This window comes from Streptomyces beijiangensis, from assembly GCF_017315755.1.
Taxonomy (GTDB): Bacteria; Actinomycetota; Actinomycetes; order Streptomycetales; family Streptomycetaceae; genus Streptomyces; species Streptomyces beijiangensis.
The window spans coordinates 1-24,459 of record NZ_JAFLRJ010000020.1; the positions used below are offsets into that span (position 1 = coordinate 1).

21 protein-coding genes and 1 pseudogene are annotated in these 24,459 nt (G+C 69.8%); 8 read left to right on the forward strand and 14 right to left on the reverse strand.

The annotated features are described in order from the left end of the window. Positions 1 to 233: hypothetical protein (locus J0695_RS02710; protein ID WP_206959844.1), on the reverse strand; the 233-nt coding region annotated here is incomplete at its 3' end. A 400-nt stretch (positions 234 to 633) separates the two neighbouring features. Here J0695_RS02710 and J0695_RS02715 point away from each other — a divergent pair. Beyond that, positions 634 to 1,752 carry a S1 family peptidase gene (locus J0695_RS02715; RefSeq protein ID WP_307798375.1) on the forward strand — a complete coding sequence of 373 codons (1,119 nt, stop codon included), beginning with the start codon at positions 634 to 636 and terminating at the stop codon, positions 1,750 to 1,752. A 116-nt stretch (positions 1,753 to 1,868) separates the two neighbouring features. Here the strand turns inward: J0695_RS02715 and J0695_RS02720 are convergent, their stop codons facing one another. Together J0695_RS02720 and J0695_RS02725 are read right to left on the reverse strand one after the other, a co-directional pair. Further along, the gene (locus J0695_RS02720) at positions 1,869 to 2,354 is read right to left on the reverse strand and encodes a hypothetical protein (RefSeq protein WP_206959791.1); all 486 of its coding nucleotides are present in this window, start codon (positions 2,352 to 2,354) and stop codon (positions 1,869 to 1,871) included. A 512-nt stretch (positions 2,355 to 2,866) separates the two neighbouring features. Next, a complete protein-coding gene (locus J0695_RS02725; RefSeq protein WP_307798377.1) occupies positions 2,867 to 3,085 on the reverse strand; it encodes a cold-shock protein in 219 nt (72 codons plus the stop codon). A gap of 376 nt (positions 3,086 to 3,461) precedes the next feature. On the opposite strand from J0695_RS02725, the gene J0695_RS02730 reads away from it, so the two are divergent. After that, positions 3,462 to 4,025, forward strand: a complete 564-nt coding sequence (locus J0695_RS02730; protein WP_206959792.1) for a dihydrofolate reductase family protein — start codon at positions 3,462 to 3,464, stop codon at positions 4,023 to 4,025. 1,185 nt (positions 4,026 to 5,210) lie between these two features. Here the strand turns inward: J0695_RS02730 and J0695_RS02735 are convergent. Beyond that, entirely contained in the window at positions 5,211 to 5,651 is a 441-nt protein-coding gene (locus tag J0695_RS02735; RefSeq protein ID WP_206959793.1) for a hypothetical protein, read from the reverse strand. A 274-nt stretch (positions 5,652 to 5,925) separates the two neighbouring features. Here J0695_RS02735 and J0695_RS02740 point away from each other — a divergent pair, with 274 nt between their 5' ends. Then, complete coding sequence (locus J0695_RS02740) at positions 5,926 to 6,756, forward strand: slipin family protein (protein WP_206959794.1); 831 nt, start codon at positions 5,926 to 5,928, stop codon at positions 6,754 to 6,756. 69 nt (positions 6,757 to 6,825) lie between these two features. After that, complete coding sequence (locus J0695_RS02745) at positions 6,826 to 7,470, forward strand: DNA topoisomerase subunit B (protein ID WP_206959795.1); 645 nt, start codon at positions 6,826 to 6,828, stop codon at positions 7,468 to 7,470. A gap of 38 nt (positions 7,471 to 7,508) precedes the next feature. Here J0695_RS02745 and J0695_RS02750 read toward each other — a convergent pair whose 3' ends face one another. Beyond that, a complete protein-coding gene (locus J0695_RS02750; protein WP_206959797.1) occupies positions 7,509 to 8,342 on the reverse strand; it encodes an SDR family NAD(P)-dependent oxidoreductase in 834 nt (277 codons plus the stop codon). A gap of 38 nt (positions 8,343 to 8,380) precedes the next feature. Then, positions 8,381 to 8,971: a TetR/AcrR family transcriptional regulator gene (locus tag J0695_RS02755; RefSeq protein ID WP_242552126.1), complete on the reverse strand. Its 591-nt coding sequence runs from the start codon at positions 8,969 to 8,971 to the stop codon at positions 8,381 to 8,383. A gap of 54 nt (positions 8,972 to 9,025) precedes the next feature. Here J0695_RS02755 and J0695_RS02760 point away from each other — a divergent pair. Then, a pseudogene (locus tag J0695_RS02760) lies at positions 9,026 to 9,139 on the forward strand (SDR family NAD(P)-dependent oxidoreductase); the annotation flags it as partial. A 139-nt stretch (positions 9,140 to 9,278) separates the two neighbouring features. Here J0695_RS02760 and exaC read toward each other — a convergent pair. Further along, positions 9,279 to 10,802 carry an acetaldehyde dehydrogenase ExaC gene (gene exaC / locus J0695_RS02765; RefSeq protein WP_206959800.1) on the reverse strand — a complete coding sequence of 508 codons (1,524 nt, stop codon included), beginning with the start codon at positions 10,800 to 10,802 and terminating at the stop codon, positions 9,279 to 9,281. 171 nt (positions 10,803 to 10,973) lie between these two features. On the opposite strand from exaC, the gene J0695_RS02770 reads away from it, so the two are divergent. Next, positions 10,974 to 11,957: a hypothetical protein gene (locus tag J0695_RS02770; protein WP_206959802.1), complete on the forward strand. Its 984-nt coding sequence runs from the start codon at positions 10,974 to 10,976 to the stop codon at positions 11,955 to 11,957. A 12-nt stretch (positions 11,958 to 11,969) separates the two neighbouring features. Here the strand turns inward: J0695_RS02770 and J0695_RS02775 are convergent, their stop codons facing one another. The 4 genes from J0695_RS02775 to xylB form a co-directional block, all read right to left on the reverse strand. Next, positions 11,970 to 12,572, reverse strand: coding sequence for an N-acetylmuramoyl-L-alanine amidase (locus J0695_RS02775; RefSeq protein WP_206959804.1), 603 nt, complete (start codon positions 12,570 to 12,572; stop codon positions 11,970 to 11,972). 35 nt (positions 12,573 to 12,607) lie between these two features. Continuing rightward, on the reverse strand, positions 12,608 to 14,083 hold the full coding sequence (locus J0695_RS02780) for an APC family permease (RefSeq protein ID WP_206959805.1): 1,476 nt from the start codon (positions 14,081 to 14,083) through the stop codon (positions 12,608 to 12,610). A gap of 107 nt (positions 14,084 to 14,190) precedes the next feature. Continuing rightward, positions 14,191 to 15,363, reverse strand: a complete 1,173-nt coding sequence (locus J0695_RS02785; RefSeq protein ID WP_206959806.1) for an ROK family transcriptional regulator — start codon at positions 15,361 to 15,363, stop codon at positions 14,191 to 14,193. Continuing rightward, on the reverse strand, positions 15,360 to 16,805 hold the full coding sequence (xylB, locus tag J0695_RS02790) for a xylulokinase (RefSeq protein ID WP_206959807.1): 1,446 nt from the start codon (positions 16,803 to 16,805) through the stop codon (positions 15,360 to 15,362). The genes J0695_RS02785 and xylB overlap by 4 nt, the downstream gene beginning before the upstream one ends. 99 nt (positions 16,806 to 16,904) lie before the next feature. Between xylB and xylA the strand changes: the two genes are divergently transcribed. Both xylA and J0695_RS02800 read left to right on the forward strand, forming a co-directional pair. Continuing rightward, a complete protein-coding gene (gene xylA, locus J0695_RS02795) occupies positions 16,905 to 18,071 on the forward strand; it encodes a xylose isomerase (protein WP_206959808.1) in 1,167 nt (388 codons plus the stop codon). Between the two features lie 70 nt (positions 18,072 to 18,141). Beyond that, on the forward strand, positions 18,142 to 18,504 hold the full coding sequence (locus J0695_RS02800) for a hypothetical protein (RefSeq protein ID WP_206959809.1): 363 nt from the start codon (positions 18,142 to 18,144) through the stop codon (positions 18,502 to 18,504). Here the strand turns inward: J0695_RS02800 and J0695_RS02805 are convergent. The 3 genes from J0695_RS02805 to J0695_RS02815 all read right to left on the reverse strand — a co-directional run bounded on the left by J0695_RS02805 (position 18,501) and on the right by J0695_RS02815 (position 24,245). After that, positions 18,501 to 19,826: an esterase-like activity of phytase family protein gene (locus tag J0695_RS02805; protein ID WP_206959810.1), complete on the reverse strand. Its 1,326-nt coding sequence runs from the start codon at positions 19,824 to 19,826 to the stop codon at positions 18,501 to 18,503. The two genes, J0695_RS02800 and J0695_RS02805, sit on opposite strands and share 4 nt — an antisense overlap. Positions 19,827 to 19,983: 157 nt before the next feature. Beyond that, the gene (locus tag J0695_RS02810) at positions 19,984 to 21,276 is read right to left on the reverse strand and encodes an SWIM zinc finger family protein (RefSeq protein ID WP_206959812.1); all 1,293 of its coding nucleotides are present in this window, start codon (positions 21,274 to 21,276) and stop codon (positions 19,984 to 19,986) included. Next, complete coding sequence (locus J0695_RS02815; protein ID WP_206959814.1) at positions 21,273 to 24,245, reverse strand: SCO1167/SCO6262 family helicase; 2,973 nt, start codon at positions 24,243 to 24,245, stop codon at positions 21,273 to 21,275. Before J0695_RS02815 ends, J0695_RS02810 begins: the two co-directional genes overlap by 4 nt. Positions 24,246 to 24,459 lie beyond the last annotated feature (214 nt).

The following is a 24,459-nucleotide window of genomic DNA, read 5'->3' on the forward strand; positions in this document are numbered from 1 at the left end:
GGCGACCAGGCGATCATGCCGTGGGGCGCGGTGGCCCCGGGGAAGGTGGTGCCGCCGTTCGCCGAGCCGATGAAGGGGTCGACGAAGGCGCTGGCGTGGGCCGTCGCGGCGTCTACGGCGGGGGCCGCGGACGCGAACGGGGCGGGCGCGGCGGCGATCAGCACGGTACTCAGCGCGAGTGCGGCCGTTCTCGCGCCTGTCCGCCGCTTGCCGCGGTGGTGAGGGTCAGACATGGGCAGGGCCTCTCGGGGATGCGAAGGCAGGGGGCGCCGACGAGCGTAGGTTCCTGCCGCCGATACGGGAAGGATCTTCAAGGGCGCCGGTGGTGAACTCACGGTGAAATGCGCCGGGTTGACAGGGGTGCCATCTCCGGTGATCGGCAAGGGATTCCGTACGGACCGCACGGTTCCGGCCAGATCCCCGCCCCTGTAGACATTGGCATGGACCTGCCCGCGAAAGGACCGCTACGCTCCGGTCCGGGTCGCTCTGAGAGCGCTCTCATCCTGCGTTCCCGGATCTCGCCCGTTCACCCCCCACCGAGCTGGAACGACAGAAGGGCCATCCGCCTTGAGATATCTGACGCACCCCACGAACACATCCGCGAAGCGCCGCAGGGCCGCGCTCGGCGCCGGTGTGTGCGCACTGCTCATCGGTACAGCAGCCTCCGTCGGTCTCCCCTCGGCCGCCGCGGCCGATTCCCCTTCCCCCACAGCGACGGCACCGGCCTCGTCCAGTCTTCTGACGGCGATGCAGAAGGATCTGGGCCTGTCGAAGCCCGAAGCCGTCAAGCGGCTCGCGGCCGAGAAGAAGGCGGCCGCCCTCCAGGGCATGGCCCGCAACGCCGCGGGCGCGTCCTTCGGCGGTGCCTGGTACGACGTCACCGCGGGGAAACTGACCGTAGCCGTCACGGACAAGGCGAAGGCCGGCGCGGTCAGGGCCACGGGAGCGGACGTCCGGTTCGTCACCCACACCGAACGGCAGCTCGACAGCGCCAAGAAGAAGATCGACGCCCTCAAGGCGCCCTCCGGTGTGAGCAGTTGGCACGTGGACCCGCAAGCGAGCCGCGTCATCGTCAACGTTGTCGCCTCACGCAGCGGTGACAACGATGTCCGAGCGTTTGTCGCACAGGCCGCGAAAACCGGTCCCGTCACGGTCCAGCAGGTCAGCGAGGCCCCGCGGACCCTCTCCGCGGGGACGGTCGGCGGCGACCCGTACTACACCGGCAACGTCCGGTGCTCCATAGGGTTCTCCGTCTACGGCGGCTTCGTCTCCGCGGGCCACTGCGGTCAGACGGGCGCGGCGGTCAGCGGCTGGGACGGCTCGGCGATCGGGAACTTCCAGGGCTCGTCGTTCCCGGGCAACGACTACTCCTGGGTCAACGTGGGGAACGGCTGGTGGACGGTCCCGGTCGTGCTCGGCTGGGGCACGGTCTCCGACCAGCTGGTACGGGGCTCCGCGGTCGCGCCCATCGGTGCCTCCATCTGCCGGTCGGGCTCCACCTCGCACTGGCACTGCGGCAACGTCCTGGCGACCAATGAGACCGTGAACTACAGCCAGGGCGCGGTGTACGAGATGACCAAGACCAGTGTCTGCGCCGAACCCGGCGACTCGGGCGGCTCCTTCATCAGCGGCGACCAGGCGCAGGGTGTCACCTCGGGAGGCTGGGGCAACTGCTCCAGCGGAGGCGAGACCTGGCACCAGCCGATCAACGAGATTCTCAACCGGTACGGCCTGACACTGCACACCGCCTGACCGGATCCCGGTGTGCTGGGCGGCGATCGAGGCCGTTCGGCACACCGGGACCGTGGCGGGGGTGCCGGGAGACGGCGGCCCGCTGGTCGTTGACGTATCCGCGTGTACGGAAGGAGTCAGGACGCCTCGTGGTACGGAGCCCAGCGGCTGGCAGGGCACCAGGCGGCGGCATCGGCGGTCAGCGGAGCCTGGGCGTGCCACTGAAGCGTGCGGTACTGGCCTCCCCAGCGCACACATCCGTCACCGGCGCCGGAACGGGCGGGGCCGGCATAGAGGTGGAACTGGCCCGCATTCGCGACGCGTTCGCCCTCCTCGGCCTGGACGTAGGCGGACAGATGAAGGGCGGGGCCGTAGGAGGGGCGCAGGTTGACCGTGCACACCTTCTTCTGGGCGGCGTTGTACGTGAGATAGACCGTCGCCCTGGGCCGGTCGTCCTGGACGAAGTCATAGGTGTCGATCACGCGATAGCCGGGCCCGCACAACCCGGACGCCACGGCCGAGGGAGGAGAGGCCGCGACCGTCGGCGCAGTGCCGGCCAACAGCGCGCTGAGCGCACCACAACCGATGAAGGCGGTCTTGACCCAGGAGGGCAGGGAACGCATGAGTGGACCTGGCTTTCCGAAGAGGGGGCGCCGCGAGCGTCGCCGGCTGCGTCGTACAGCCAAGCACGATCGTTTCTGCGCCCCCGACAGATCTCACTCCAACGGTCCAGCCTTCCATCCCAGTTGGTGACAGCGGTCTGACGGTTGACGCCGCCCTGCGGTGGCCGGCCGGCGTCGGTTACGGCAGCTCCGCTGCCCTGCGCGGAGAGAGAGCTGCCCAGGCGTACCTGAGCGACGAGGTTCTCCGCTTTGAGAATGAGCCGGCGGCTGCCTGAGCCCTCTCAGATGCGGGGGTGGAACGCGAGGTCCAGCTCCCCGTAGGTCTGCGGGTCGTTCGCCTCGATGGCCTCGTGCAGCTTCAATAGGTCGTCGGTGCTGGCTTCGGGGGCGAAGCAGCCGGGTGCGGGACGGTCATGGCCGCGGATGCTCCCCGTTTCTTCGTGATGGTGCCGGTACCGAGGACGCTGTGCACCCGCAGAGACTGCGGTCCGGATGCTTACGGGCTGGGCCGGTCAGGGGCGTACGTGTTTGGCTTCGAAGCGGCCCGGTCCGAGTTCGAGGACAAAACTGACCTGCTGATCATCGGAGAGATTCTGGCACTCGCCCTCGATGTCGTCACGCTGGACGTAAACCGGCTGGTTGCTGCCGAGAGGGGTGATGAATCCGAATCCCCGGCTTCGATCCCAGAACTGGACGAAACCAATACACGATTGCGTCATACCTGCCTCCATTTCGATGCCGGTTCCGGCACCACCGCTTGAGTAGGGTCTGGCCGCCACGCGCCGTGCCGAAGACGAAGTGGGTGCCCGCTCGACTGGCGGCAGTACTTTTCGGGTATCCAGTCTGAGAGCGTTCTTGGCTTAAACCACTCAAATGAGTTGACTTGAGTGCTTGAGCCAGATGCGCGTTGCCCGCGCCGACTTGCACCGATCGCGTTCCGCGCCCGCGCATACCCGGCACGCCGGTCTGCTGGTTGGCCACGATTCGTCGCCGGCTACACCAAAAGGGAGTGTGAGGCGACCCGGCCCAGGAGGTGCCGCGAGCCGCGATGAGTTTTGCGGCGTCCGGCGGTCGTACTGTCGAACCCGAATCCGAGGAGACCTTCTGATGCGCAGCGTGACCTACTCGATGGGCGTCTCGCTCGACGGCTACATCGTCGGGCCGGACGGTGGCTTCGACTGGACGGCGCCCGACGAGGAGATCTTTCGCTTCGTCACCGACGAGATTCGAGCGGTCGGGGTCCATCTGTTGGGACGACGGCTGTACGAGACGATGCTGTACTGGGAGACCGCCGACCAGGACCCATCGCTCGACGCTTCGCTGCTCGAGTGGGCAGCGCTCTGGAAGCAGCTCCCCAGGGTGGTGTTCTCCACCACGCTGCAGGCAGTGCAAGGCAATGCCCGCCTGGCCGCCGGCGGCCTGGCGGAGGAGATCGAGCGGTGGCGGGCCGAGCCGGGGGAGGGTGACATCGCGATCGGCGGCGCGGCTCTCGCCGCCGAGGTGGCCGCGTTGGGTCTGATCGACGAGTACCGACCCAGGGTCTACCCGGTGCTGGTTGGCGGTGGCATTCCGTTCTTTCCCCGGCGTGAGCGCCGGGTGGAGCTCGAACTCGTCGAGACCCGCACCTTCATTTCGAGAGTCGTCTCCCTGCGCTACCGCGTGGTGCGGTAGCCCGCCTGTCCGCCGAGCCATGGGGGGAACGGGCCGGCCGGTGACGGTCTCCCAGCGAAGTGATCTGCGCGAAATGGTGTGAAATACCGCCTGGCGAAGGCGAGTCGGACGGACCGAACCCGTCGTCCTCGGCCTCAACCGAATCTGAGAATGATCGTCGCTGAGAAGGCGCCAGTCGCTCGGCCTCGATCACCGGAAGTCGGCATTCGTGAGGCGATACAGGCTTTGGACGACGCCAAGCTCTTTTCATTGGAACACCAGTCTCCCAAGGGGCCGTTCGGCACATACTCCATTGCGGCAATCGAGTTTCAGCGTGCTCAGACCTTGCGCAGGCTCGGTGACGCCAGAGCGGCGATCGAGGCGTTGTCCGTGTCATCTCAGCACCGCAGTCCTGACGACCGTCGAGGCCTGGCGCTGACCCATGCTGTCCGTACCAAACTGCTGCTCCGGGCAGGGCATGTCGAAGAAGCGTGCGGGAGCTGGCAGGCTTTCCGGTCCAGCGCGACAGGACTTCAGTCCGCCGAAGCAGACCGGGCCAGAACAGAACTGCGTCGCGAGTTCCTCCCCTTTCGGTCGAACATCACGGTGCGCGCACTCCTCGCCGGACCGCGGGAGGAGCCGCCGGCCTTCAGGCCGCGAGGCGGAAGGCACGCGCAATAGAGCGAATCGGGGCCGATACCGATGTCGACAGGAGCGTGACAGCTGCCGCTGGAGACCTGCGGGAGAGGGAAGAGGCGTCAACGGGAGCCGCAGGTCCCGTTGGCACCGACTTTGCGTGAGGCCCGCGCAGGAGCTCGGAGGCCAGCTCGTATGCCAGTTGTGGCGCCAATCCGCGGACCTTTCGGCCTGGTGTTGGCACACCGTCATGCGGGTGGGAAGGGAGAGCGGGGCTTGGGTGTTCCGGCGAGTCCTCCGTCCGGTACGGAAGCTCCGCCGTCGACCAGCAGGGTCTGGCCGGTGAGGAAGAGTGCCACACTCGCGATCTCGTCGCGCTCGGCCCACCGGGATGGGCGGTGAGCCAGTCGGACAGCGGCTGGGCGGATCTGAGCGGCCTTGTTCGCGGCGTACGCCTCCATCTGGGGCGCGCCGACCACCCCCGCCAGACAGCAAGCTGAGCTCGTACCAGGACCAGCCGATGTGGGCCGACGGTTCAGCTCGACGCGCGTGTGCGCTGGTGATCTCCGCTCAGCGGCGGCCGGTGGCCAGGATGACGAGGAACTGGCCGCCGCCGGGCTCGATATCGGCAGTTACCTGCAGCCCCGGCACCAGTCGGGAGAAACGGTCCACCAGCCAATCCGCCGCCTCTTGGGCGTCCCGCTTGGTCGGACAGCGGCCCACCATCTCACGGCCCCCCTTGCGCTCCAGCCTCCCCGCAACGGTGATCAGCGGTGCGGGTTCGACCACGTACAGGCGGTCCGGCCAGGCGATGACCACCTTGACCGCGCCCTTGCGGGTGTTGCATCCGCGGTGCGCGAGCCGCTCGGCGACCTTGGCTTTCCGGTCGGCGGTCCGGCTGTCGATGCTGGGCCCCCGCGGATCGTTCACCGACTCGTCGGGGTCGACCGGTTCGTCACACACCCAGCACAGCCAGCCGTCGCGCTCGGCCACATCATTAAGGAGACTCACCCTGGCAAACTAGCCTGCCCGGCCGCCACGCCATGCACCAGGGCCCCGGCGAAGCCTCAAATCCGGCACCCGGGCTGCAGCTCACGTTGAGTGGGCGACCGGACGGACGGTATGACGTTCGGTAGCCGCAGGCGTTGAACAGCCAGTTCAGAGACTGTGCCAGAACCGCCGGCCTGTGACCCTCCGTGATGGAGGTGCTGTATCGGACTTGGGCATCGCGCCTCGCCCAGGAGTAACTTGAAGGTATCGGGTCCTCGCCGAAAGGAGTGAAGCCATGGCAATTCTGATCGTCGTCCTCGTCGTCGTCGGCGTTCTGGTACTGCTGGCCCTCACCATGTCGCTGAAGATCGTCAAGCAGTACGAGCAGGGCGTTCTGTTCCGCCTCGGCCGTCTCGTCGGCGTGCGGGCTCCGGGTCTGCGGGCCATCATTCCGTTCGTCGACGTCCTGCACCGGGTGTCCCTGCGGATCGTCACGATGCCGATCCAGTCGCAGGGCATCATCACCCGCGACAATGTGAGCGTCGACGTGTCGGCCGTGGCGTACTTCCGTGTCGTGGACTCCGTGAAATCGGTCGTCGCCATCGAGAACATCAACGCCGCGACCAATCAGATCGCCCAGACCACCCTGCGTAAGGTCGTCGGCCAGCACACGCTCGACGAGACGCTCTCGGAGACCGACCGCATCAATCTCGGCATCCGCGAGATTCTCGACGTCGCCACCACCGAATGGGGTGTCGAGGTCACTCTGGTAGAGCTCAAGGACATCCAGCTGCCCGAAAGCATGAAGCGCGCGATGGCCCGCCAGGCCGAGGCCGAGCGGGAGAAGCGCGCCAAGATCATCAACGCGGAGGGCGAATCGCTCGCCGCAGCGGCACTGGGCGACGCCTCGGACACGATGATGGCCCACCCTCTTGCCCTCCAGCTCCGAAACCTCCAGAGCCTCGTGGAGATCGGTGTCGACAAGAACACCACCGTCGTCTTCCCTGCCCCCCTGATGAGCACCATCGGCGAACTGGGCGCCTTCCTCAGCAGGGAGGCCGCGGCCGCCGCGGCAGAGCCCGCACCGGACAATCGCAGCTCCGAGACACCGTCCGGTGACGGCTGACGCCCGTCCCGCCGTACGGATCCGTACGGATGCCAGGCGCTGAACGAGCGCCCGACGGATACTTTTCGGATGGATGGAACACGGGCTTCTTGGGTCGACACCACGCACGATTGGGCCGGCACCGTGGACACGGACCATCTCGGTCGGATCCGCCAGGAATCTGCAGAGTTCGCTCCGGGCGGGCCGGAACACCTCGTTCTTGAGGTCATTGCTTACGCCGCTGACGAGGCAGCGAGCCGTGGCGGCGGACAGTGTGTGGTCACGCTGCATACCGACGGCTCCGTGTCGGTGAAGGATGACGGACGGGGCACCGACACTCGGGTCGACGAACACGGCCGGGTGACCAAGAAGCCGGTCATGGCCACGAAGGATCTTCGGTTCTTCGACATCCCGGAGGCGGAGCGGCTTCCGGACGGACATCCGCGCCGCGGTATGTCGGTCGTCGCAGCGCTCAGCGAGTGGCTGATTCATACCAACCGCCGTCTCAACGGATCCTGGAGCCAGCGCTATGAGCACGGCGTTCCGGTGACCGATCTGGAGCCCGTCGGGGTTGACGGGACCACGGGGACCTGCGTCAGCTTCCTGCCGGACGAAACCCTGCGTTCGCGGTGGTCGTTGACCGCGGGCGATCCGGCGCGATGGTCCGAGTGCTGGCCCGACCTGACTGTCCGCCTCGACGATCAGCGCGACGGCGGTGACCGGTCAGGTCGGTGACCAAGGGGCCCTGCCCACGGCCTCAACCTCAGTGGCACTCAACACAGGGGGCTCTCGGCTTTGGTGAGTTCCAGGCTTGCCTGCCACAAGCGCAGTCGGGCCTCGCCGTCGTATGCCTGGGAATGAGCGCGTGTGTCGCGAGTGCGGTCGTAGAAGCGCCCAGTGGTGTCGGCGAGTGCCGGATCGGTGGCGAGCCGGTGGGTGGCGGTCACTCCTTGGTCCAGCGTGTCGATGCTGTGTCCGATCTCGGCGAGGACGATTTTGGTCGGCATGTAGGTGGCGGGGTGCAGGCTGTTGACCGTGACCTCGTCGGCGGGCAGGCGTGCGGCGAGTTCGAAGCCGGACGTGATCTGGGCGAGTTTGCTCTGGCCGTAGGCTCGGGTGCCGTCGTAGTCGTGTTCCAGCATCAGATTTTCGAAGTCGAGCGGGTGCTGGCCGATGGAGGCGACGTTGACGATGCGGGCCGGCGCTGACGCGCGCAGCAGCGGCAGGAGTTCGAGCGTGAGCAGGAAGCCGGCGAGGTAGTTGACGGCGAAGCGCAGCTCATGGCCGTCGGCGCTGGTGCGGCGGGTGCGGCCGTCCGGTTGCCCGCCGCCGATGCCGGCGTTGTTCACCAGGACGTCGAGTCGGCTCACCGATGCGCGAATCTCAGCGGCCATGCGGCGGACCTGGTCGAGGTCGGCGAGATCCGCGGTCACGGTTCGGGGCCTGGATGCGCCGCGGGCCGCGAACTGGTCCGCGATGCGGGCGAGTTTGGCCTGGTTGCGGCCGTGCAGGATCAGGTCGGCGCCGTCGACTGCCAGGCGTTCGGCCAGGGCCAGGCCGAGGCCGTCGGTGGCCCCGGTGATGAGGATGGCGCGGGAAAGGTTCATTGCTGGTCTCCCAGGTCGATCGCTGTGTTGATCGGGGGTTATGCGGCCTGTGCGAGGGTGGCGGTGAGCTCCTCGACGAGGTCGTTGCCCACGGGCCGGCGCGTGGCCAGGAGCCTGTACCACAAGGTGCCGAACACGATGTCCAGAACGGTGGACGCGGCAGGACGGGGCGGCAGGTCCCCCCGCGCCAGGGCCCGGTCGAGGACGGCCTGGAGCGCGTCGCGCCGGCGCTGCAGAAAGGCGCTGCGGAAGAGCTGGCCGAACTCCTCGTTGATCTGGGCCTCCGCCATCAGGGCGCGCAGGATGTCGACGACGCGCTGCTGACGGCCGAGCCGGAACGTGTCCTCCAGGAAGGCCCGCAGGTCGTCGCCGTAGGAGCCGTGGTCGGCGTTCGTGACGTACAGATCCGCCTTCACGGCGAGCGCCTCGAGGAGAACGTGCGCCCTGGAGGGCCACCAGCGGTAGATCGTCTGCTTGCCGCATCCGGCGCGGTTGGCGATTCCCTCGATCGTCAGGCCCGCGTAGCCGACTTCGCCGACCAGTTCGAACGCCGCGACCAGGATCGCCCGCCGGCTTTCCTCGCTGCGCTTGCGTCCCGGGCGTGACTCCGAGGGGGGTTGCTTGTCCATGACCATGAAGGCTAGCTCAATGCGAGACGCGGCGGTTCGAAATAAGGAGATGTCATGTCCCGGCGCACTGCCCTCGTGGTCGGGGGAACGTCCGGTATCGGGCTCGCAACGGCCCGCCTGCTCCAGGCGCGTGGTGCCACGGTGCACATCACCGGCCGCAACAAGGAGCCGTAGGCGTACATAAAGCGGCGTACGAGCTCGGCCAGCGCCCAGCCGGTAGCACGAGAGACTCAAGTGACTGCACACGATGGGCGCTGTCCGGGTTGTCTGGAGAGCGAAGAGCCTCCAGACAACCCGGCTTCAGTCTCTAGAAGAACCCAAGTTTCTTCGGGCTGTATGAAACCAAAATGTTCTTCGTCTGCTGGTAGTGGTCGAGCATCATCTTGTGGTTCTCGCGGCCGATCCCCGACTGCTTGTACCCGCCGAACGCCGCGTGCGCGGGATACGCGTGGTAGCAGTTCGTCCAGACACGGCCGGCCTGGATCGCCCGGCCCGCCCGGTAAGCGGTGTTCATGTCCCGCGTCCACACACCCGCGCCCAGCCCATAGAGCGTGTCGTTCGCTGTCCTGATCGCGTCGTCGAAGTCGCTGAACGAGGTGACGGCGACGACCGGGCCGAAGATCTCCTCCTGGAAGACCCGCATGCTGTTGTCGCCCTCGAAGATCGTGGGCTGGACGTAGTAGCCGCCCGCCAACTCGCCGTCGTACTCGATGCGCTGACCGCCTGTCAGGATCTTCGCGCCCTCCTGCTGGCCGATGTCGAGATACGCGAGGATCTTCTGGAGCTGGTCGTTGGAGGCCTGGGCGCCGATCATCGTGCCGGTGTCCAGGGGGTGCCCGGGAGTGATCGCCTCGGTGCGCGCGATGCCCGCTTCGAGGAATTCGCCGTAGTGCCCGCGCTGGATCAGGGCGCGCGAGGGACACGTACAGACCTCGCCCTGGTTGAGCGCGAACATGGTGAAGCCTTCGAGGGCCTTGTCGCGGAAGTCGTCGTCGGCCGACCAGACGTCGTCGAAGAAGATGTTCGGGGACTTGCCGCCGAGTTCGAGGGTGACGGGCTTGATGTTCTCCGAGGCGTACTGCATGATCAGCCGCCCCGTGGTGGTCTCGCCCGTGAAGGCGATCTTCGCGACGCGTGCGCTGGAGGCGAGGGGCTTGCCTGCCTCGACGCCGAAACCGTTGACGATGTTGACGACGCCCGGCGGCAGCAGATCCGCGATCAGGCCCATCAGGACGTGGATCGAGGCCGGTGTCTGCTCGGCCGGCTTCAGCACCACCGCGTTGCCCGCCGCCAGTGCCGGTGCCAGCTTCCAGACGGCCATGAGGATCGGGAAGTTCCACGGGATGATCTGTCCGACGACGCCGAGCGGCTCGTGGAAGTGGTACGCGACGGTGTCGTCGTCGACCTCGCTGAGCGTCCCTTCCTGGGAGCGCAGGGCGCCCGCGAAGTAGCGGAAGTGGTCGATGGCGAGGGGGATGTCGGCGGCCAGGCACTCGCGTATCGGCTTGCCGTTCTCCCAGCACTCCGCGACCGCGAGCTCTTCGAGGTGCTCCTCCATACGGTCGGCGATCTTGTTGAGGATCACCGCACGGTCGCCCGCGGCCGTACGGCCCCAGCCGGGCGCGGCAGCGTGTGCGGCATCGAGAGCGGTCTCGACGTCCTCGGCGGTGCCTCGGGCGATCTCGGTGAAGGGGCGGCCGTTGATGGGGCTGGGGTTGTCGAAGTACTGACCGCGGGCCGGGGGGACGTACTCTCCGCCGATCCAGTGGTCGTAGCGGGACTGGTACGAGACGATCGCGCCGTCGGTGCCGGGCGCAGCGTAACGGGTCATCTCTGGGGCCTCCCTGAAGGCGCCGCCCGCCGTTGGACGGCGCTTGGATGTTCCTCATCGTTGTCCTCCGCAGCTCACACGACAAGCGTCACGACAGCCCCCATTGACGGCTTCGTGCTCTCTCTTGGATTCTCGACACGAAAGGCACGACGCGAGACAACGGGGGATGTCATGCAACGAAAAGCGCTTAGTGCTGCGCATGGGGCGAAAAGGGTCTGGGGAGGGGCGGTCGTCCTCTTAGCCGGCTCCGCGCTGACGCTCTGCGGCTGCAGTGACAGCCACGTCGAGGGCGACAGCCGGGGTGCGGGTCCCACGCCGTCCGCGGCCACGTCGGCGCCGGTCACCGCGGCCGAGTACGGGACATCCCTGAGTGGCGCGACCGCTCCCGTCGACAACGCCCTGGCGGAGCTTGCCCGGGCGCGGTCCGGTGTCGCGGTGCAGAAGGCGCTCCGCCATGCGTCGGACGCGACGGGAGGTGCGGGCAGGCGGCTCGACGGTGTACGCACCCCGGAACCGGTGCGGTCCGAGCACGCGGCACTCGCCCGCGCCATGGACGATCTCCACACGGACCTGCTGGCCACGAGTACCGCCCTGGCCAAGCCCGCCTCCAGCGGTCTGTGCACCCCGCGGGCGGCCGTCGCGCAGGTCGGCACCGAGAAGAGCTTCGCCGCCCTGCGTACGGCGGGCGCGACCCTCACCGCCCGCGGCTACAAGGTCGGGCTGGTCCTGCCGAGGATGCCCAGGCAGCAGCACCGCAGCCTGGGCAACGGCACCTTCCTGCGGGACGGGGACCGCAGCGGGCGCGGCGTCCTCACCGTCGTCAACTCGGGCGGCAGCGATACGACGCTGACGGTGGCCCGGGGCAAGAAGGTCACGTTCACCGTTTATGCGCGCAAGCACTCCACCGTCAAGGTCAGGCACATCGACGACGGCACCTACACCATCTACTACGCGTCGGGCGAGGACTGGGACCAGGGAGCGAAGAAGTTCTCCCGGAACTGCAGCTTCCAGAAGTTCGACCGGACGTCGAAGTTCGAGACGACCACCACCTCCACCCAGATCGTGTACAGCACCTGGACCCTGACCCTTAAACCGGGGCCCGGCGGGAACGCCACGGTCTCGGACGTCCCGCCGGGCCAGTACCCCTCGTACTGAACGGGCCTGGTCTCAGGCGAAGTTGACCAGCCGGATGTAACGCACCCAGTCCCACTCGGGGCCGGGATCGGTGTGGTCGGTCCCCGGTACCTGGTAGTGGCCCAGGATGTGCTCGCGGTCCTTGGGGATCCCGTACCGGTCGCAGACGGAGGCGGTGAGCGCCGCCGATTTCTCGTACATGGCGTTGGTGAAGTACGAGGGCTGGTCGACCCAGCCCTCGTGCTCGATGCCGATGCTGCGGGTGTTGTACCCCCAGTTCCCGGCGTGCCAGGCGATGTCGCGCTCCCGGACGCACTGGGCGACGTACCCGTCGGCGGAGCGCACCACATAGTGCGCGGTGACCTGCTTCGCCGGGTTCTGGAAGATGGCGATGGTGTTGCTGAAGGTCTCCTGGGTGACATGGATGATCACCCGGTCGATCGTGTACGCCGAAGGCCGGGTGGACGCCGTGTAGTTGGCGGTCGAGCCCGGCGTCCAGTGCGCGAGCGGGTAGTCGGTGTCGGCCGTCGCGCCCGCCTCCGCGTGGGTGGCGGGCAGCAGGAAGCCGGCGGCCGCGGTGAGGGCGGCTCCCTGGAGCAGCCGTCTGCGGCTGGGTCCTGATCTTTCGCGTGGCATGGAGCCTCTCCTGTGGTGGTACGGACGGTACGGGCCTACGGCCGGGGGAGCGGGTCGGGGGTGTCCTGCGGATCGTCCAGGTGGATCCGGCCGGTCTCCGCCAGCCGCCCGGGATGACGGCGCACCAGTACGGCCAGGACCAGCACGCCGATCAGCATCCAGGCGCCGACCACGGGACCCGCGTACGAGACCGGGGGCGTGAGCTCGGTGACGAAGTCGAAGGCGGGGATCCCGGCGGCCGTCAGCAGCGCGGGGACGAAGGCGACGATGCCGAGCAGCGGGAAGAGCAGGTGCAGCACCGGGTTGAACGCCTCGCGCCTGCGCCGCAGGAAGTACCCGGCGCAGGCGAGGTTCACGACGATGTACACCCCGATGACCACGGTCACGATGACGGTGGCCAGCAGATAGAAGGCCGTCACCGGGTCGTAGGCGAAACCGAGGCCGAGCACCGCCGCCAGCGCGACGACGAACTGCACGGCGACGCCCACGACGGGGGAGCGGTGGCGCGGATGGATGCGCGTGAAGGGGCGCGGGAAGACTCCGGCGCGGCCCAGCGCGAAGGCCGTACGGGTGGAGACGTTCGAGCAGGCATTGGCGTTGGCGATGGTCGAGTTGACGACGGCGAGGAAGACCAGCACCCAGAACAGTCCGAACGAGGCGCGCGCCACCCCTTCCCAGGAGGCGTCGCCCGAGACCCCGAAGCCGGCGAACTTGTCGGGCCCGAAGTACACGGACATGGCGTACGTCGTCAGGACGTAGAACAGCCCGATCGACAGCGCGGCACCCAGCACGGCCCGCCGCATGGTGCGCCGCGGATCCTTGGCCTCCTCGGCGAGCGGGGCCGCGGCCTCGAACCCGGCGAAGGCGAGGACGGTGTAGACGGAGCCCGCGAAGACGCCGCTGATGCCCGTATGGCCTTCGGCGGTGTGCGAAGTGCCGAACACCGAGAGGGTGTTGGCGTCGCCCGCCTTCGCGATCAGCATCACCGCGAAAGCCAGGAACACCGCCACCTCGAAGAGGCCGAGCACGGTGCCGAAGCGGGCGGAGGCCCGTACGCCGAAGAAGCCCGCCAGCGCGATGATCACGGCGCCCGCGACGGCCCACGGCCACCACAGGTCCGCCGGGTACGAGGACCACTGCCGGTGCAGGGTCGGCGCGGTGGTGAATCCCAGCTGGAGCAGGAGCAGTGCGGGAACCAGCGCCTCGACGAAGACATAGCCCCAGCCGACGAGGAAGCCGACGGCCGGATGGATTCCCTGGGAGGAGTACGTGGCCACCGAGCCCGCGGCCGGCAGATGCCGTGCCAGTTCGGCGATGCAGGATGCGGTGAAGAGGCAGGCGACGAGCGCCACCAGCACGGCGAGCGGCAGACTGCCGCCCGCGAATGCGGCGCCCGAGGGTATGGAAGCGGCGACGGCAGCCGCGGGCGCCATCGCCGTGATGCTCTGGAAGAGGACCTCGCGCAGCCCGACGGCGTCGCGGCGCAGCCCTGGATTCTTTTCCCCCGACATCTTTCGACTCCTTGCGTCCGTGGATCCGGACCGGCGACCGGCAAGAGTCTCGCGGGTCATACGGTACGGGCCGGTGTACGAGGGGCGGAAGAGGCCGGTGCGTACGGTCAGGCCGCGTACGAGGACGGGTCGTCCAGTACCGCTCGCACCACCGAGTGTGCCGCGCCGAGCAGCGGGCCCTCCGAGCCGAGACGCGAGACGGTGAGAGTGGGGCGGGCGGGCTCGGCGGTGCGCCGGGTCAGCTCCCGCTCCAGGGACGGCAGCAGCCACGGGGCGAGGCGCGAGAGCGCGCCGCCGAGGATCACCGCCTGCGGGTCGAGCAGATTCACCGTCCCGGCGAGCGCGATACCGAGCGCCGCGCCCGCCGTGCTCAGGGCGCGCCGTACCGTACGGTCGCCGTCCGCCGCGCGCGCGGCGAGCAGGTCCACGCCGCGGCCGGTCGCCGTGAGGCCGGCGGCGCGCAGCACGGCCTCCTCGCCGGCGTACTGCTCCAGGCAGCCACGGCCGCCGCAGGCGCAGGCCGGGCCCTCGGGGCGTACCGGAACGTGCCCCAACTCGCCCGCGTAGCCGTGGGTTCCGCGCAGCAGCCTGCCCTCGACCACCACCGCCGCGCCGATGCCGATCTCCGCGGAGACATGCACGAAGTCCTGGGGCGCGGGGTCGCCGCCGATCCAGAGTTCGGCGAGCGCACCGAGGTTGGCCTCGTTGTCGACGCTCAGCTGGACTCCGTACGGCAGGCTGTCGCCCAGATCGATGTCCTCCCAGCCGAGGTTGGGGGCGCGGACCACGGTCTGGGTGTCGCGCGCCACCAGACCGGGGACGGCGACCGCGATCCCCGCGGGCCGCAGGCCCTCGGCGCGTGCGGCCTCCGTCACCTGGCGGATCAGCTCGGCGAGTTCTTTCAGGACCGGCTCGGCCGGGCGGCCTCGGTGGTCGGCCTGCGCGCTGGCCCGGGCACGTACCTTGCCGTGCAGATCGACGGCGCAGACGGCGAGATGGTCGACGCCGATCTCCGCGCCGATGCCGACCGGGCCCCGGCAGCTGAGCGAGAGCGCGCTGCCCGGGCGGCCGACCGCGCCGCTCTGCTCGCGGCCGAGCTCCACCAGCAGCCCGCCGCGGATCAGTTCGTCGACCAGGGAGGAGACGGCCGCCCGGGTGAGTCCGATACGGCCCGCGACGCCGGCCCGGGAGAGCGGACCGTGCCCGGCGACCGCGTGCATCACCAGGGAGAGGTTGCGCCGCCGCATGCCCTGCTGGGTGTTGGGAAGGGGGGCGTTCATGGTCGGACCTCCTGGCGCAGCAGCGCATCGGCTTCGGTGAGCGTGGATCCGATCCTGGCCAGCGCGGATTCGTCCACCGGGAGGGGAGCGTACAGCGGTCCCTGCGCCGTGCCCCAGCGGCGGGCGACCGCCGCCGGGTCCTCACCGGTGAGCAGGGACGCCGCCTGTGCGGCCGCGCCGAGCGCCACCAGCTCCTTGGCCGCGGGCACCTGTACGGCACGGCCCGAAAGACGTCGTACGGTCTCGCGCCAGGCCGTGCCCTGTGCGCCGCCGCCGATCAGGAGCAGCGGAGCCGTGGGATCGGCGTCCGCGTCGAGGACCTGTTCCAGAGCGGCGAGCAGGGCGAAGACCGCTCCGTCGTAGGCGCCCTGGAGCAGCTGGCCGCCGGTGGTGTCGTGCCGAAGGCCGTAGAACAGACCGGCGGCGTGCGGGAGTTGGGGCGTGCGCTCGCCGCCGAGGAAGGGCAGGACGGTGGCGCTGCCGCCCGCCTCCACAGCCTCGCGGTCCAGGCCGAGCAGGGTGGCGATACGGTCCACGGCCAGGGTGCAGTTGAGGGTGCAGGCGAGCGGCAGCCACTCCCCGCGGGCGTCCGCGAAACCCGCCACGGTGCCCGTGGGATCGACGGGACGGTGCCCGGACACCGCGTACACCGTGCCCGAGGTGCCGAGGCTGAGCACCGGCTGTCCCGGGCGCAGCCCGAGGCCGAGGGCCGCTGCCGCGTTGTCACCGGTGCCAGGTGCGACCAGCATGCCGGGCGGGAGGGGGAGTCCGGGCAGGTCGTGTACGGTGCCGGCCGCCTCGTCGGGCCGCAGGACCTCGGGGAGCATGGCGGGGGAGAGACCGGCCAGGGCGAGGATCTCCTCGTCGTACGCCTCGGTCGCCGACGACCACCAGCCCGTGCCCGAGGCGTCGCCCCGGTCGGTGACCGCCCGGCCGGTGAGCCGCTCGGTGAGGTAGTCGTGGGGCAGGCGCACGGCGGCCGTGGCGCGTGCCGCCTCGGGCTCGTTCTCCCGCAGCCAGGCCCACTTGGTGACGGTCATCGCCGGGCCGGGGAGGCTGCCGGTGCGCTCGGCCCAGGCCTTGGGACCGCCGAGTTCCTCTATCAGGCGCTCGCTCTGCGGGGCCGACCGTACGTCGTTCCAGAGCATCGCGGGGCGCACCGGGCGTCCGGTGGCGTCGAGGGTGACCAGGCCGTGCTGCTGCCCGCCGACCGCGATGGCCGATGCCCGCGAGGCCGCGTCCCCGCAGGCGTGCAGGGCGGCGGTGAGCGCCTGCCACCACTGCTCGGGGTCGCTCTCGCGCGCTCCCGCGCCGCCGGACACGGTGTGCGGCGCCTGGCCGCTCGCGACGACCTCACCGGTTTCCGTGTCGACGACCAGTGCCTTGGTGGACTGGGTCGAGCTGTCCACCCCGATGACGAGCGGGCTCATGGGTGCTGCCATCACTTGACTCCGTTCCGCGACTTCACAACGATGCGTCCTGATACTAATTTGTTAACGGCCATGACGAAATAGCCCGGGCCAGTCAATAGGGAGTACGACATGAACTACCAGCCCACCCCCGAGGACAAGTTCTCCTTCGGCCTGTGGACCGTGGGATGGCAGGGACGCGACCCGTTCGGTGACGCGACCCGGCCCGCCCTGGACCCGGTCGAGTCCGTGCAGCGCCTGGCCGAGCTCGGTGCGTACGGCGTCACCTTCCACGATGACGACCTGATCCCCTTCGGGTCCAGCGAGGCCGAGCGCGAATCCCACATCAAGCGCTTCAGGCAGGCCCTGGACGCCACCGGCCTCATCGTGCCGATGGCCACCACAAACCTCTTCACGCACCCGGTCTTCAAGGACGGCGGCTTCACCGCCAACGACCGGGACGTACGCCGCTACGCCCTGCGCAAGACCCTCCGCAACATCGATCTGGCCGCCGAGATCGGCGCCAAGACCTATGTGGCATGGGGCGGCCGCGAGGGTGCGGAGTCCGGCGGCGCCAAGGACGTCCGGCAGGCTCTGGACCGGATGAAGGAGGCCTTCGACCTGCTCGGCGAGTACGTCACCGAGCAGGGCTACGACCTCCGCTTCGCCATCGAGCCCAAGCCCAACGAGCCGCGCGGCGACATCTTGCTGCCCACCGTCGGCCACGCGCTGGCGTTCATCGAGCGCCTGGAGCGTCCCGAGCTGTACGGCGTGAACCCGGAGGTCGGCCACGAGCAGATGGCCGGGCTGAACTTCACGCACTCCATCGCCCAGGCGATCTGGTCCGGCAAGCTCTTCCACATCGACCTCAACGGTCAGACCGGCATCAAGTACGACCAGGACCTGCGCTTCGGCGCGGGCGACCTGCGTTCGGCCTTCTGGCTCGTGGACCTGCTGGAGACCGCAGGTTACGAGGGCCCGCGCCACTTCGACTTCAAGCCGCCGCGCACCGAGGGCATGGACGGAGTCTGGGCCTCGGCCTCCGGGTGCATGCGCAACTACCTGATCCTCAAGGAGCGGACGGCCGCCTTCCGCGCCGACCCCGAGGTCCAGGCCGCACTGCGCGCCTCGCGCCTCGACGAGCTCGCGCAGCCCACCGCGGGCGACGGGCTCGCCGCCCTCCTCGCCGACCGCGGCGCCTTCGAGGACTTCGACGTCACGGAGGCCGCCGAGCGCTCCATGGCCTTCGAGTACCTGGACCAGCTGGCGATGGACCACCTGCTCGCGGCCCGCGGCTGATTTCCGCGCGAAGTGGCCAACTTGCCCGTAGGGATGGCGAGATGACCGCTTCGGGGCGACTCTGGAGGGTATGGCCACACCGCCGATGCCCCCTCAGCCGCCCGGCCCCCCGCAGAGCCAGGGGTTCGGACCGCCTCCGCCACACCGTGGCGGAGGCGGTCCGAACCGGCGCTTCCTGGCGATCGCGGCCGCCGTCGCGGTGGTGATCGTCGTGGTGATCGTGGTGGTGATGAGCAGCGGAGGCGGCTCCTCGGGCAAGAAGTCACCCGGCGCCAGTACGTCACCGGCGAACCCGACACCTTCGCTGAGCATCCCCACGGAGATCCCCACCGAACTGCCGACCGAACTTCCCACCAAACTGCCGACGGAGCTTCCCTCGGACATTCCGAGCGAATTCCCGTCGGGCCTGGAGACCCTGCTGCCCTCCTTCTAGTGCCCCTCGGGCAGCCGGAGGTAGGTCAGAACCGTCTTCACACCGCTGTCCACCAGCCGCCCCTGTGCATCGAAGGCACCGGCGCCGTCCGTCATCCCGAAGTCGTTGTCATTGATGAGCGCGAGAGTGTGGTGCCCGGCCAGGGCGACACCTTCGATCTTCCCGGGCACGCCGGGGACCGTACCGAGATCGACGACCAGGCGCTTGCGCAGCACCGGCACGCCCGATGCGGCGGGGTCGGCCAGCTGTTCGTACGAAGGCGAAGTCGCCACGGAGTCCCAGGCGCTGCCCAGAATTCCCTTGCCGCGCGGCAGCGTCACACGCTGCAGCCTGGCCGCCTTGTCGGTGCGCTCCTCCACCAGAAGGCTGTCGCGGCCGACGGCCACCACCGAGGAGATCTTCAGCTCGGAGGTGTCGGTCTCGCTCGGGTCGACCACGTCCACCGCGTCGAAGCGGTAGGCGTACTCGGCGGTGACCGCCCGGTGCTTCGGCGAGAAGCGCAGCAGCCGGACATTGCGCGAATCCTCCCCGGCCGCCGTGTCGGGCACCGAGAGCGGGCTCTGCACCGCAAGCACCAGATCGCCGCCGGGGAGTTGCGCCAGCCCCTCGAACCCGCGGTTGACCTTGCGCTGGAGCAGGATGGCGGGCAGCGACTCGACCACGGGGTAGTCGGCGCCGGTCAGATGCAGCCCCTTGGGGACGTAGCGGGTGAGGACCTGCCCACGGGCCGATACGTGCACCAGCGAGGGGCCGTACTCGTCGACCAGCCAGAAGGTGCCGTCCTTCGCCCGCACGATGCCCTCGGTGTCGAGACCGTTCGGGTTGTACGAGAGCGGGGACCTGGCGTCGTAGGAGTACGGGGCCTCGTCGCGGCCCTGCTGGTTCGACAGACCGGTCACCGCGGCTCCCGACCGCGTGGTCAGCGGTATCGCCTGCAGCACCTTCAGCGTGCCGTGCTGCGCACGCACCCGGACGATCACCGGATCGAACCCGGGCACCGGGAACGTGCGCCGCTTCGCGCCGTCGATCTTGATCTGTCCGTTGGGGCCGCGGTCGCTCACCGTCCAGAACTCGCCCGCGCGGCCCGCCGGATAGATGTCGCTGCCGATGCCGCCGAGCTTGACACCCCGGTCGTCGCCGACGGTCCCGGGAAGCAGCGCGTTGGAGAAGGAGCCCAGCGGGACGTCGCCGAGCACCGCCGTGCCGGTGACCCGGGCCGAATGCCCCGTCGCCCCGGTTGCGGTGCCGGACGCGGTGACCGCCGCGAGCAGGGCGAGCGGCAGCCCCACAGCGAGGGAACGCCTGAGAGCACGCGGTGACATGGGGCCTCCTGAGGCACAAAAGTACGGACAGTGGCCAGGCTGGGCCCTCGACCCCAACGGTGCACGACGGACGGGTGAACACCGGGCGACCTACGGACGGCGCCTCCCGCGCGGAGCGGGAGGCGCCGTCAGCGGCAGTCGACGACGGCGCCGTACGTCACTCTTCGCCGGCCGGCACGGTCAGTACGGCCAGCGCCGCCGCCGGGTCCTGGTCGGCCGGCCCCGCCGGGGTCCAGCGGCCGCGCTCCTTGCGGTACGGCCACCACCGCCCGTCCTGTCCGTACCGCAGCTGCGCGTCGGCTCCCGTCACCGTCCACCGGTTGCGGGCGGCCCGCAACGACGGCCGCGCATCCTCCTCCCAGGCCTGGTCCAGCTGGGTACGGGCGCGCGCGAGGCTCTCAGGACCGGGCGTCCACTCTTCTTCCAGTACGGAAAGAGCCGCGGCCCCGCCGCACTCCCAGGCGCGCACGGCGAGCGCCAGCTCGCCCCGCTCACGCCCCGAACCGGCGGCCAGCCGCGCGGAGATGTGCGCATCCGCACCGGCCGCGGCCAGCCGCACCGCATCCTGACCCGGCGTCAACTCCGACTCCACGGGCTGCTGTTCATGGCCTGGAGCGAGGGCTTCAAGGAGCATCAGCCGGGCCCGCCGGGCGGCGTCCGCCGCCAGGAACTCCAGCGCCGCCGCCTCCAGCCCCGGCGCCGGACCGGACTCCGTGTCGAGCGAGAGCGGCTGCCCTGGCTCGTCGGGCACCGGCGGCGGCGCGGGCAGTGGCGGCAGGATGTCCCGTGCGGCGAAGGCCTCGTCCGCGGGTACGCCTGCCGGTTCCCCGGCGCCCTCGGCAGCGGCCTCCTGAGGGGCCGCCAGCGCGACACTGCGGACCTGCAGCTCGTCCAGCAGCTCGCGTTCGCCCCGCCCGCGCATCAGCAGCAGGAGATATGGATCCTGGTCCAGGAGCCGCGCCACCTGATAGCAGAGCGCCGCCGTGTGCGGGCAGTGGTCCCACGCCTCGCACGAACACTCTGGCTCCAAGTCGCCTATGCCCGGCAGCAGTTCGACACCGGCGGCCGACGCGTCCTCCACCAGGTGCGGTGGCATCTCCCGGTCGAGTAGCGCCGCGATGTGCCCGGACTGCTCGACCGCCATGCCGAGGAATCGGTCCCACTCCTCATCGCTCAGCCGCTGCAGCAGCACGTCGGTGCGCCGCCCGGTGCCGTCGCGGTCCTGCACGACAGCCGTGATCCGCCCGGGCCGCACCGACACCGCGCCGACCGCGCCCTCGCGTGCGAACTTGCGGCCCTTCTTCAGCTGCTGACCGTCCAGCGCCGTCTCCTCAAGCGCGGTGAGCCACGCCAGGCCCCACCACGTCTGCGCGAAGCCGCGGCCGTGTACGGGCGCCAGCGCGGCAATGGTGCGCTCCAGTCCATCCGTTCCGTCCCGGTGATCACTCATCGCGCACTCCCTCGCAGCTCCACCAGGTCCGCCAGATCGGCGTCGGTCAGTTCGGTCAGGGCGGCCTCGCCCGACCCGAGCACGGAATCCGCCAGCTCCCGCTTGCGCAGCAGCATCGTGGCGATCCGGTCCTCGATGGTCCCTTCGGCGATCAGCCGGTGCACCTGGACGGGCCGGGTCTGCCCGATGCGGTACGCACGGTCGGTGGCCTGCGCCTCGACGGCCGGATTCCACCAGCGGTCGTAGTGCACGACATGTTCGGCGCGGGTGAGGTTGAGCCCGGTCCCGGCCGCCTTCAACGACAGCAGGAAGACCGGGACTTCACCGTCCTGGAAGCGCTGCACCATCTCCTCGCGGCGGGCGACCGGAGTGCCGCCGTGCAGGAACTGGGTGGGCACGCCGCGCGCCGCCAGGTGCTCCTCGATGAGGCGCGCCATCTGCACGTACTGGGTGAAGACCAGCACACTCGCACCCTCGGCGAGGATCGTGTCGAGGAGCTCGTCCAGCAGTTCCAGCTTCCCCGAACGGCCCGCGATCTGCGGCCTCTTCTCCTTCAGATACTGCGCGGGGTGGTTGCAGATCTGCTTGAGCGCGGTGAGCAGCTTGATCACCAGACCGCGGCGAGCGAAACCGTCCGCACCCGCGATCTCCGCGAGGGTCTCGCGTACCACCGCCTCGTACAGACCGGCCTGTTCCTTGGTGAGCGAGACGGCCCGGTCGGTCTCGGTCTTCGGTGGCAGCTCGGGGGCGATCCCGGGATCCGACTTGTGCCGGCGCAGCAGGAAAGGGCGGACGAGGGCGCCGAGGCGCTCGGCGGCGGCCGGGTCATTGCCGCTCTCGACGGCCTTGGCGTAACGGCTGCGGAACGTGCCGAGCCTGCCGAGGAGCCCTGGCGTCGTCCAGTCGAGGATCGCCCACAGCTCGGAGAGGTTGTTCTCGACGGGCGTGCCGGTGAGCGCCACGCGGGCACGGGCGGGGAGCGTGCGCAGCTGCTTGGCGGTCGACGAGTAGGGGTTCTTGACGTGCTGGGCCTCGTCGGCGACGAGCAGGCCCCACTCCGTGCCGGCCAGCTTCTCGGTGTCGAGCCGCATCGTGCCGTACGTGGTGAGGACGAACTCCCCGTCCGCCAGGTCGTCCAGGGACCGCGAGGCCCCATGGAAGCGGCGTACCACGGTGCCCGGTGCGAACTTCTCGATCTCCCGCTGCCAGTTGCCCATCAGGGACGTCGGACAGACCACCAGCGTCGGCCCGGCCGATGAGGCATCCGTCTGCCGGTGCAGATGCAGGGCGATCAGGGTGATCGTCTTGCCGAGGCCCATGTCGTCGGCGAGGCAGCCGCCGAGCCCGAGCGAGGTCATCAGATCGAGCCAGGCCAGGCCGCGCAGCTGATACGCGCGCAGTGTCGCGGCGAGCGCCGCAGGCTGCTCGACGGGCCGCTGCCCCGCGCCCTCGGGATCGGCCAGCCGGTCGCGCAACTGTGCCAGCCAGCCCGTCGCCCGGACCTCGACGCGTCGCCCGTCGACCTCCGTCGACCCGGTCAGCACGGCACTCAGCGCATCGATGGGAGTGACCTTGCGGTCCTGTGTCTCACGGGCGCGGCGCGCCTCCACCGGATCGATCAGCACCCACTGGTCGCGCAGCCGCACCACCGGTCTGCTCGACTCAGCGAGCCGGTCGAGCTCGGCCCTGCTGAGCTGCGTCCCGCCCAGCGCGAACCTCCAGTCGAAGGTCAGCAGCGCGTCCGTGGACATCATGGACGGCAGATCGGAAACGGTCCTGTCTACCGGTGCCTTCGGTGCTGCTTCGGCCGGCGCCTCGTCGGGGGGACCGACGACCGCATGTGCCGTGAAGGTGCGCGCCAGTTGCCTGGGCCAGTGCACCTGCACCCCGGTCGCGGCCAGCATTCGGGACGCCTCGCCGAGCAGCTCGGCGGCCTCCTCGTCGGCCAGTTCGAGGGCGTCGGGTACGGCGGCCGACAGCAGGGGAGCGAGCGGGGGCCAGGCGCGGGCGGCCCGGCGCAGCGCGAGCAGCGCGTCCATCTGCGGGCGCGGCCCGAAACCGGCCGTGGACCCCGACCACACCTCGGCGGCGTCGGCGACAAGGGACGGATCGCTGACGCTGTGCATCTGCAGTACGGCACGGAAGACCGGCTCCGGGCCGTCCGGGCCGTCCGCGCCGGTCTCGCCCGCGGTGTCGAGCCCCGGCAACTCGATGCGCAACGAGATCCGTACGCCCGCGTCGTGGCCCGCGGCGACGTCGGCCGCCCAGCCGCGCTGCCCGGGCAGCTGTTGCGGGGCGGCGGCCGCGAAGGCGGGGCTCCCGGCGGCGAACACGGCCGCGGGTGTGCGCGGCAGGCCGTCGGCGACCGCATCGAGGAAGGCGCGCAACAGCGTTTCGGGGGCGGGCAGCAGGAGTGCGTTCGCGGTGTCCTCGTTGTCGCCGGATTCACCGGATTCACCGGATTCGCCGGATTCGCCGGAGTCACCGGAGTCCCTGGCGTTCCCGGTGGCGTCGAGCGGGACGGCGTGCGCGGTGGGCGGCATGGCCGCGGCCAGCTCCCGTACCCGCTCCAGGTCCTCAGCGGCGAGCGGCCCTGCCCGCCAGGCGTCGTGATCAGTAGCGGTGAGCCCGGGCAGCAGGCGCCCACGGGCCGCGAGTTGGAGCGCGAGCACCGCGGCAGTGCCCCAGAAGGCCGTCGCCGCCGAGGCCTGCGCGGACGCCCGCGCACGGGTGAGGACGGGCAGCGCGTCCCGTACGGGAAGGAGCAACGCCCGTACGGAACAAAGGCTCGCGCCGTCGGCGACGACGGTCAGCTCCTCGACCGTCCCGGGGCCGTCCGGCGGCTCGGTCCCGTCGGGGTGCCAGAACGCGATCCGTCCGGTGCGGGAGGGATCCGCGGGCAGGAAGACAGCGGAGCAGCAGGAGAGTTCGGTGATCTGGGAGGGCGTTGCCAGGGGGAGTCGGTGCACAGCGATAGCGCATTCCTCAAACTTGACTACTGCGGGCCGGAGCCGCCGAGGGTACCGCACGGACAACGCCGGAAGAGAGGCGAACCGCCGTGATCCGGATCACTTCGAAGCCGGAGGGTGTAGTCAGCTCCACCATCGGCTCCTGGGGCAGCCCCCACCATGTCCGGGGGGTGGCTCCATGGTCGCCGGGGTCCAACGATCCGTACATTCAATG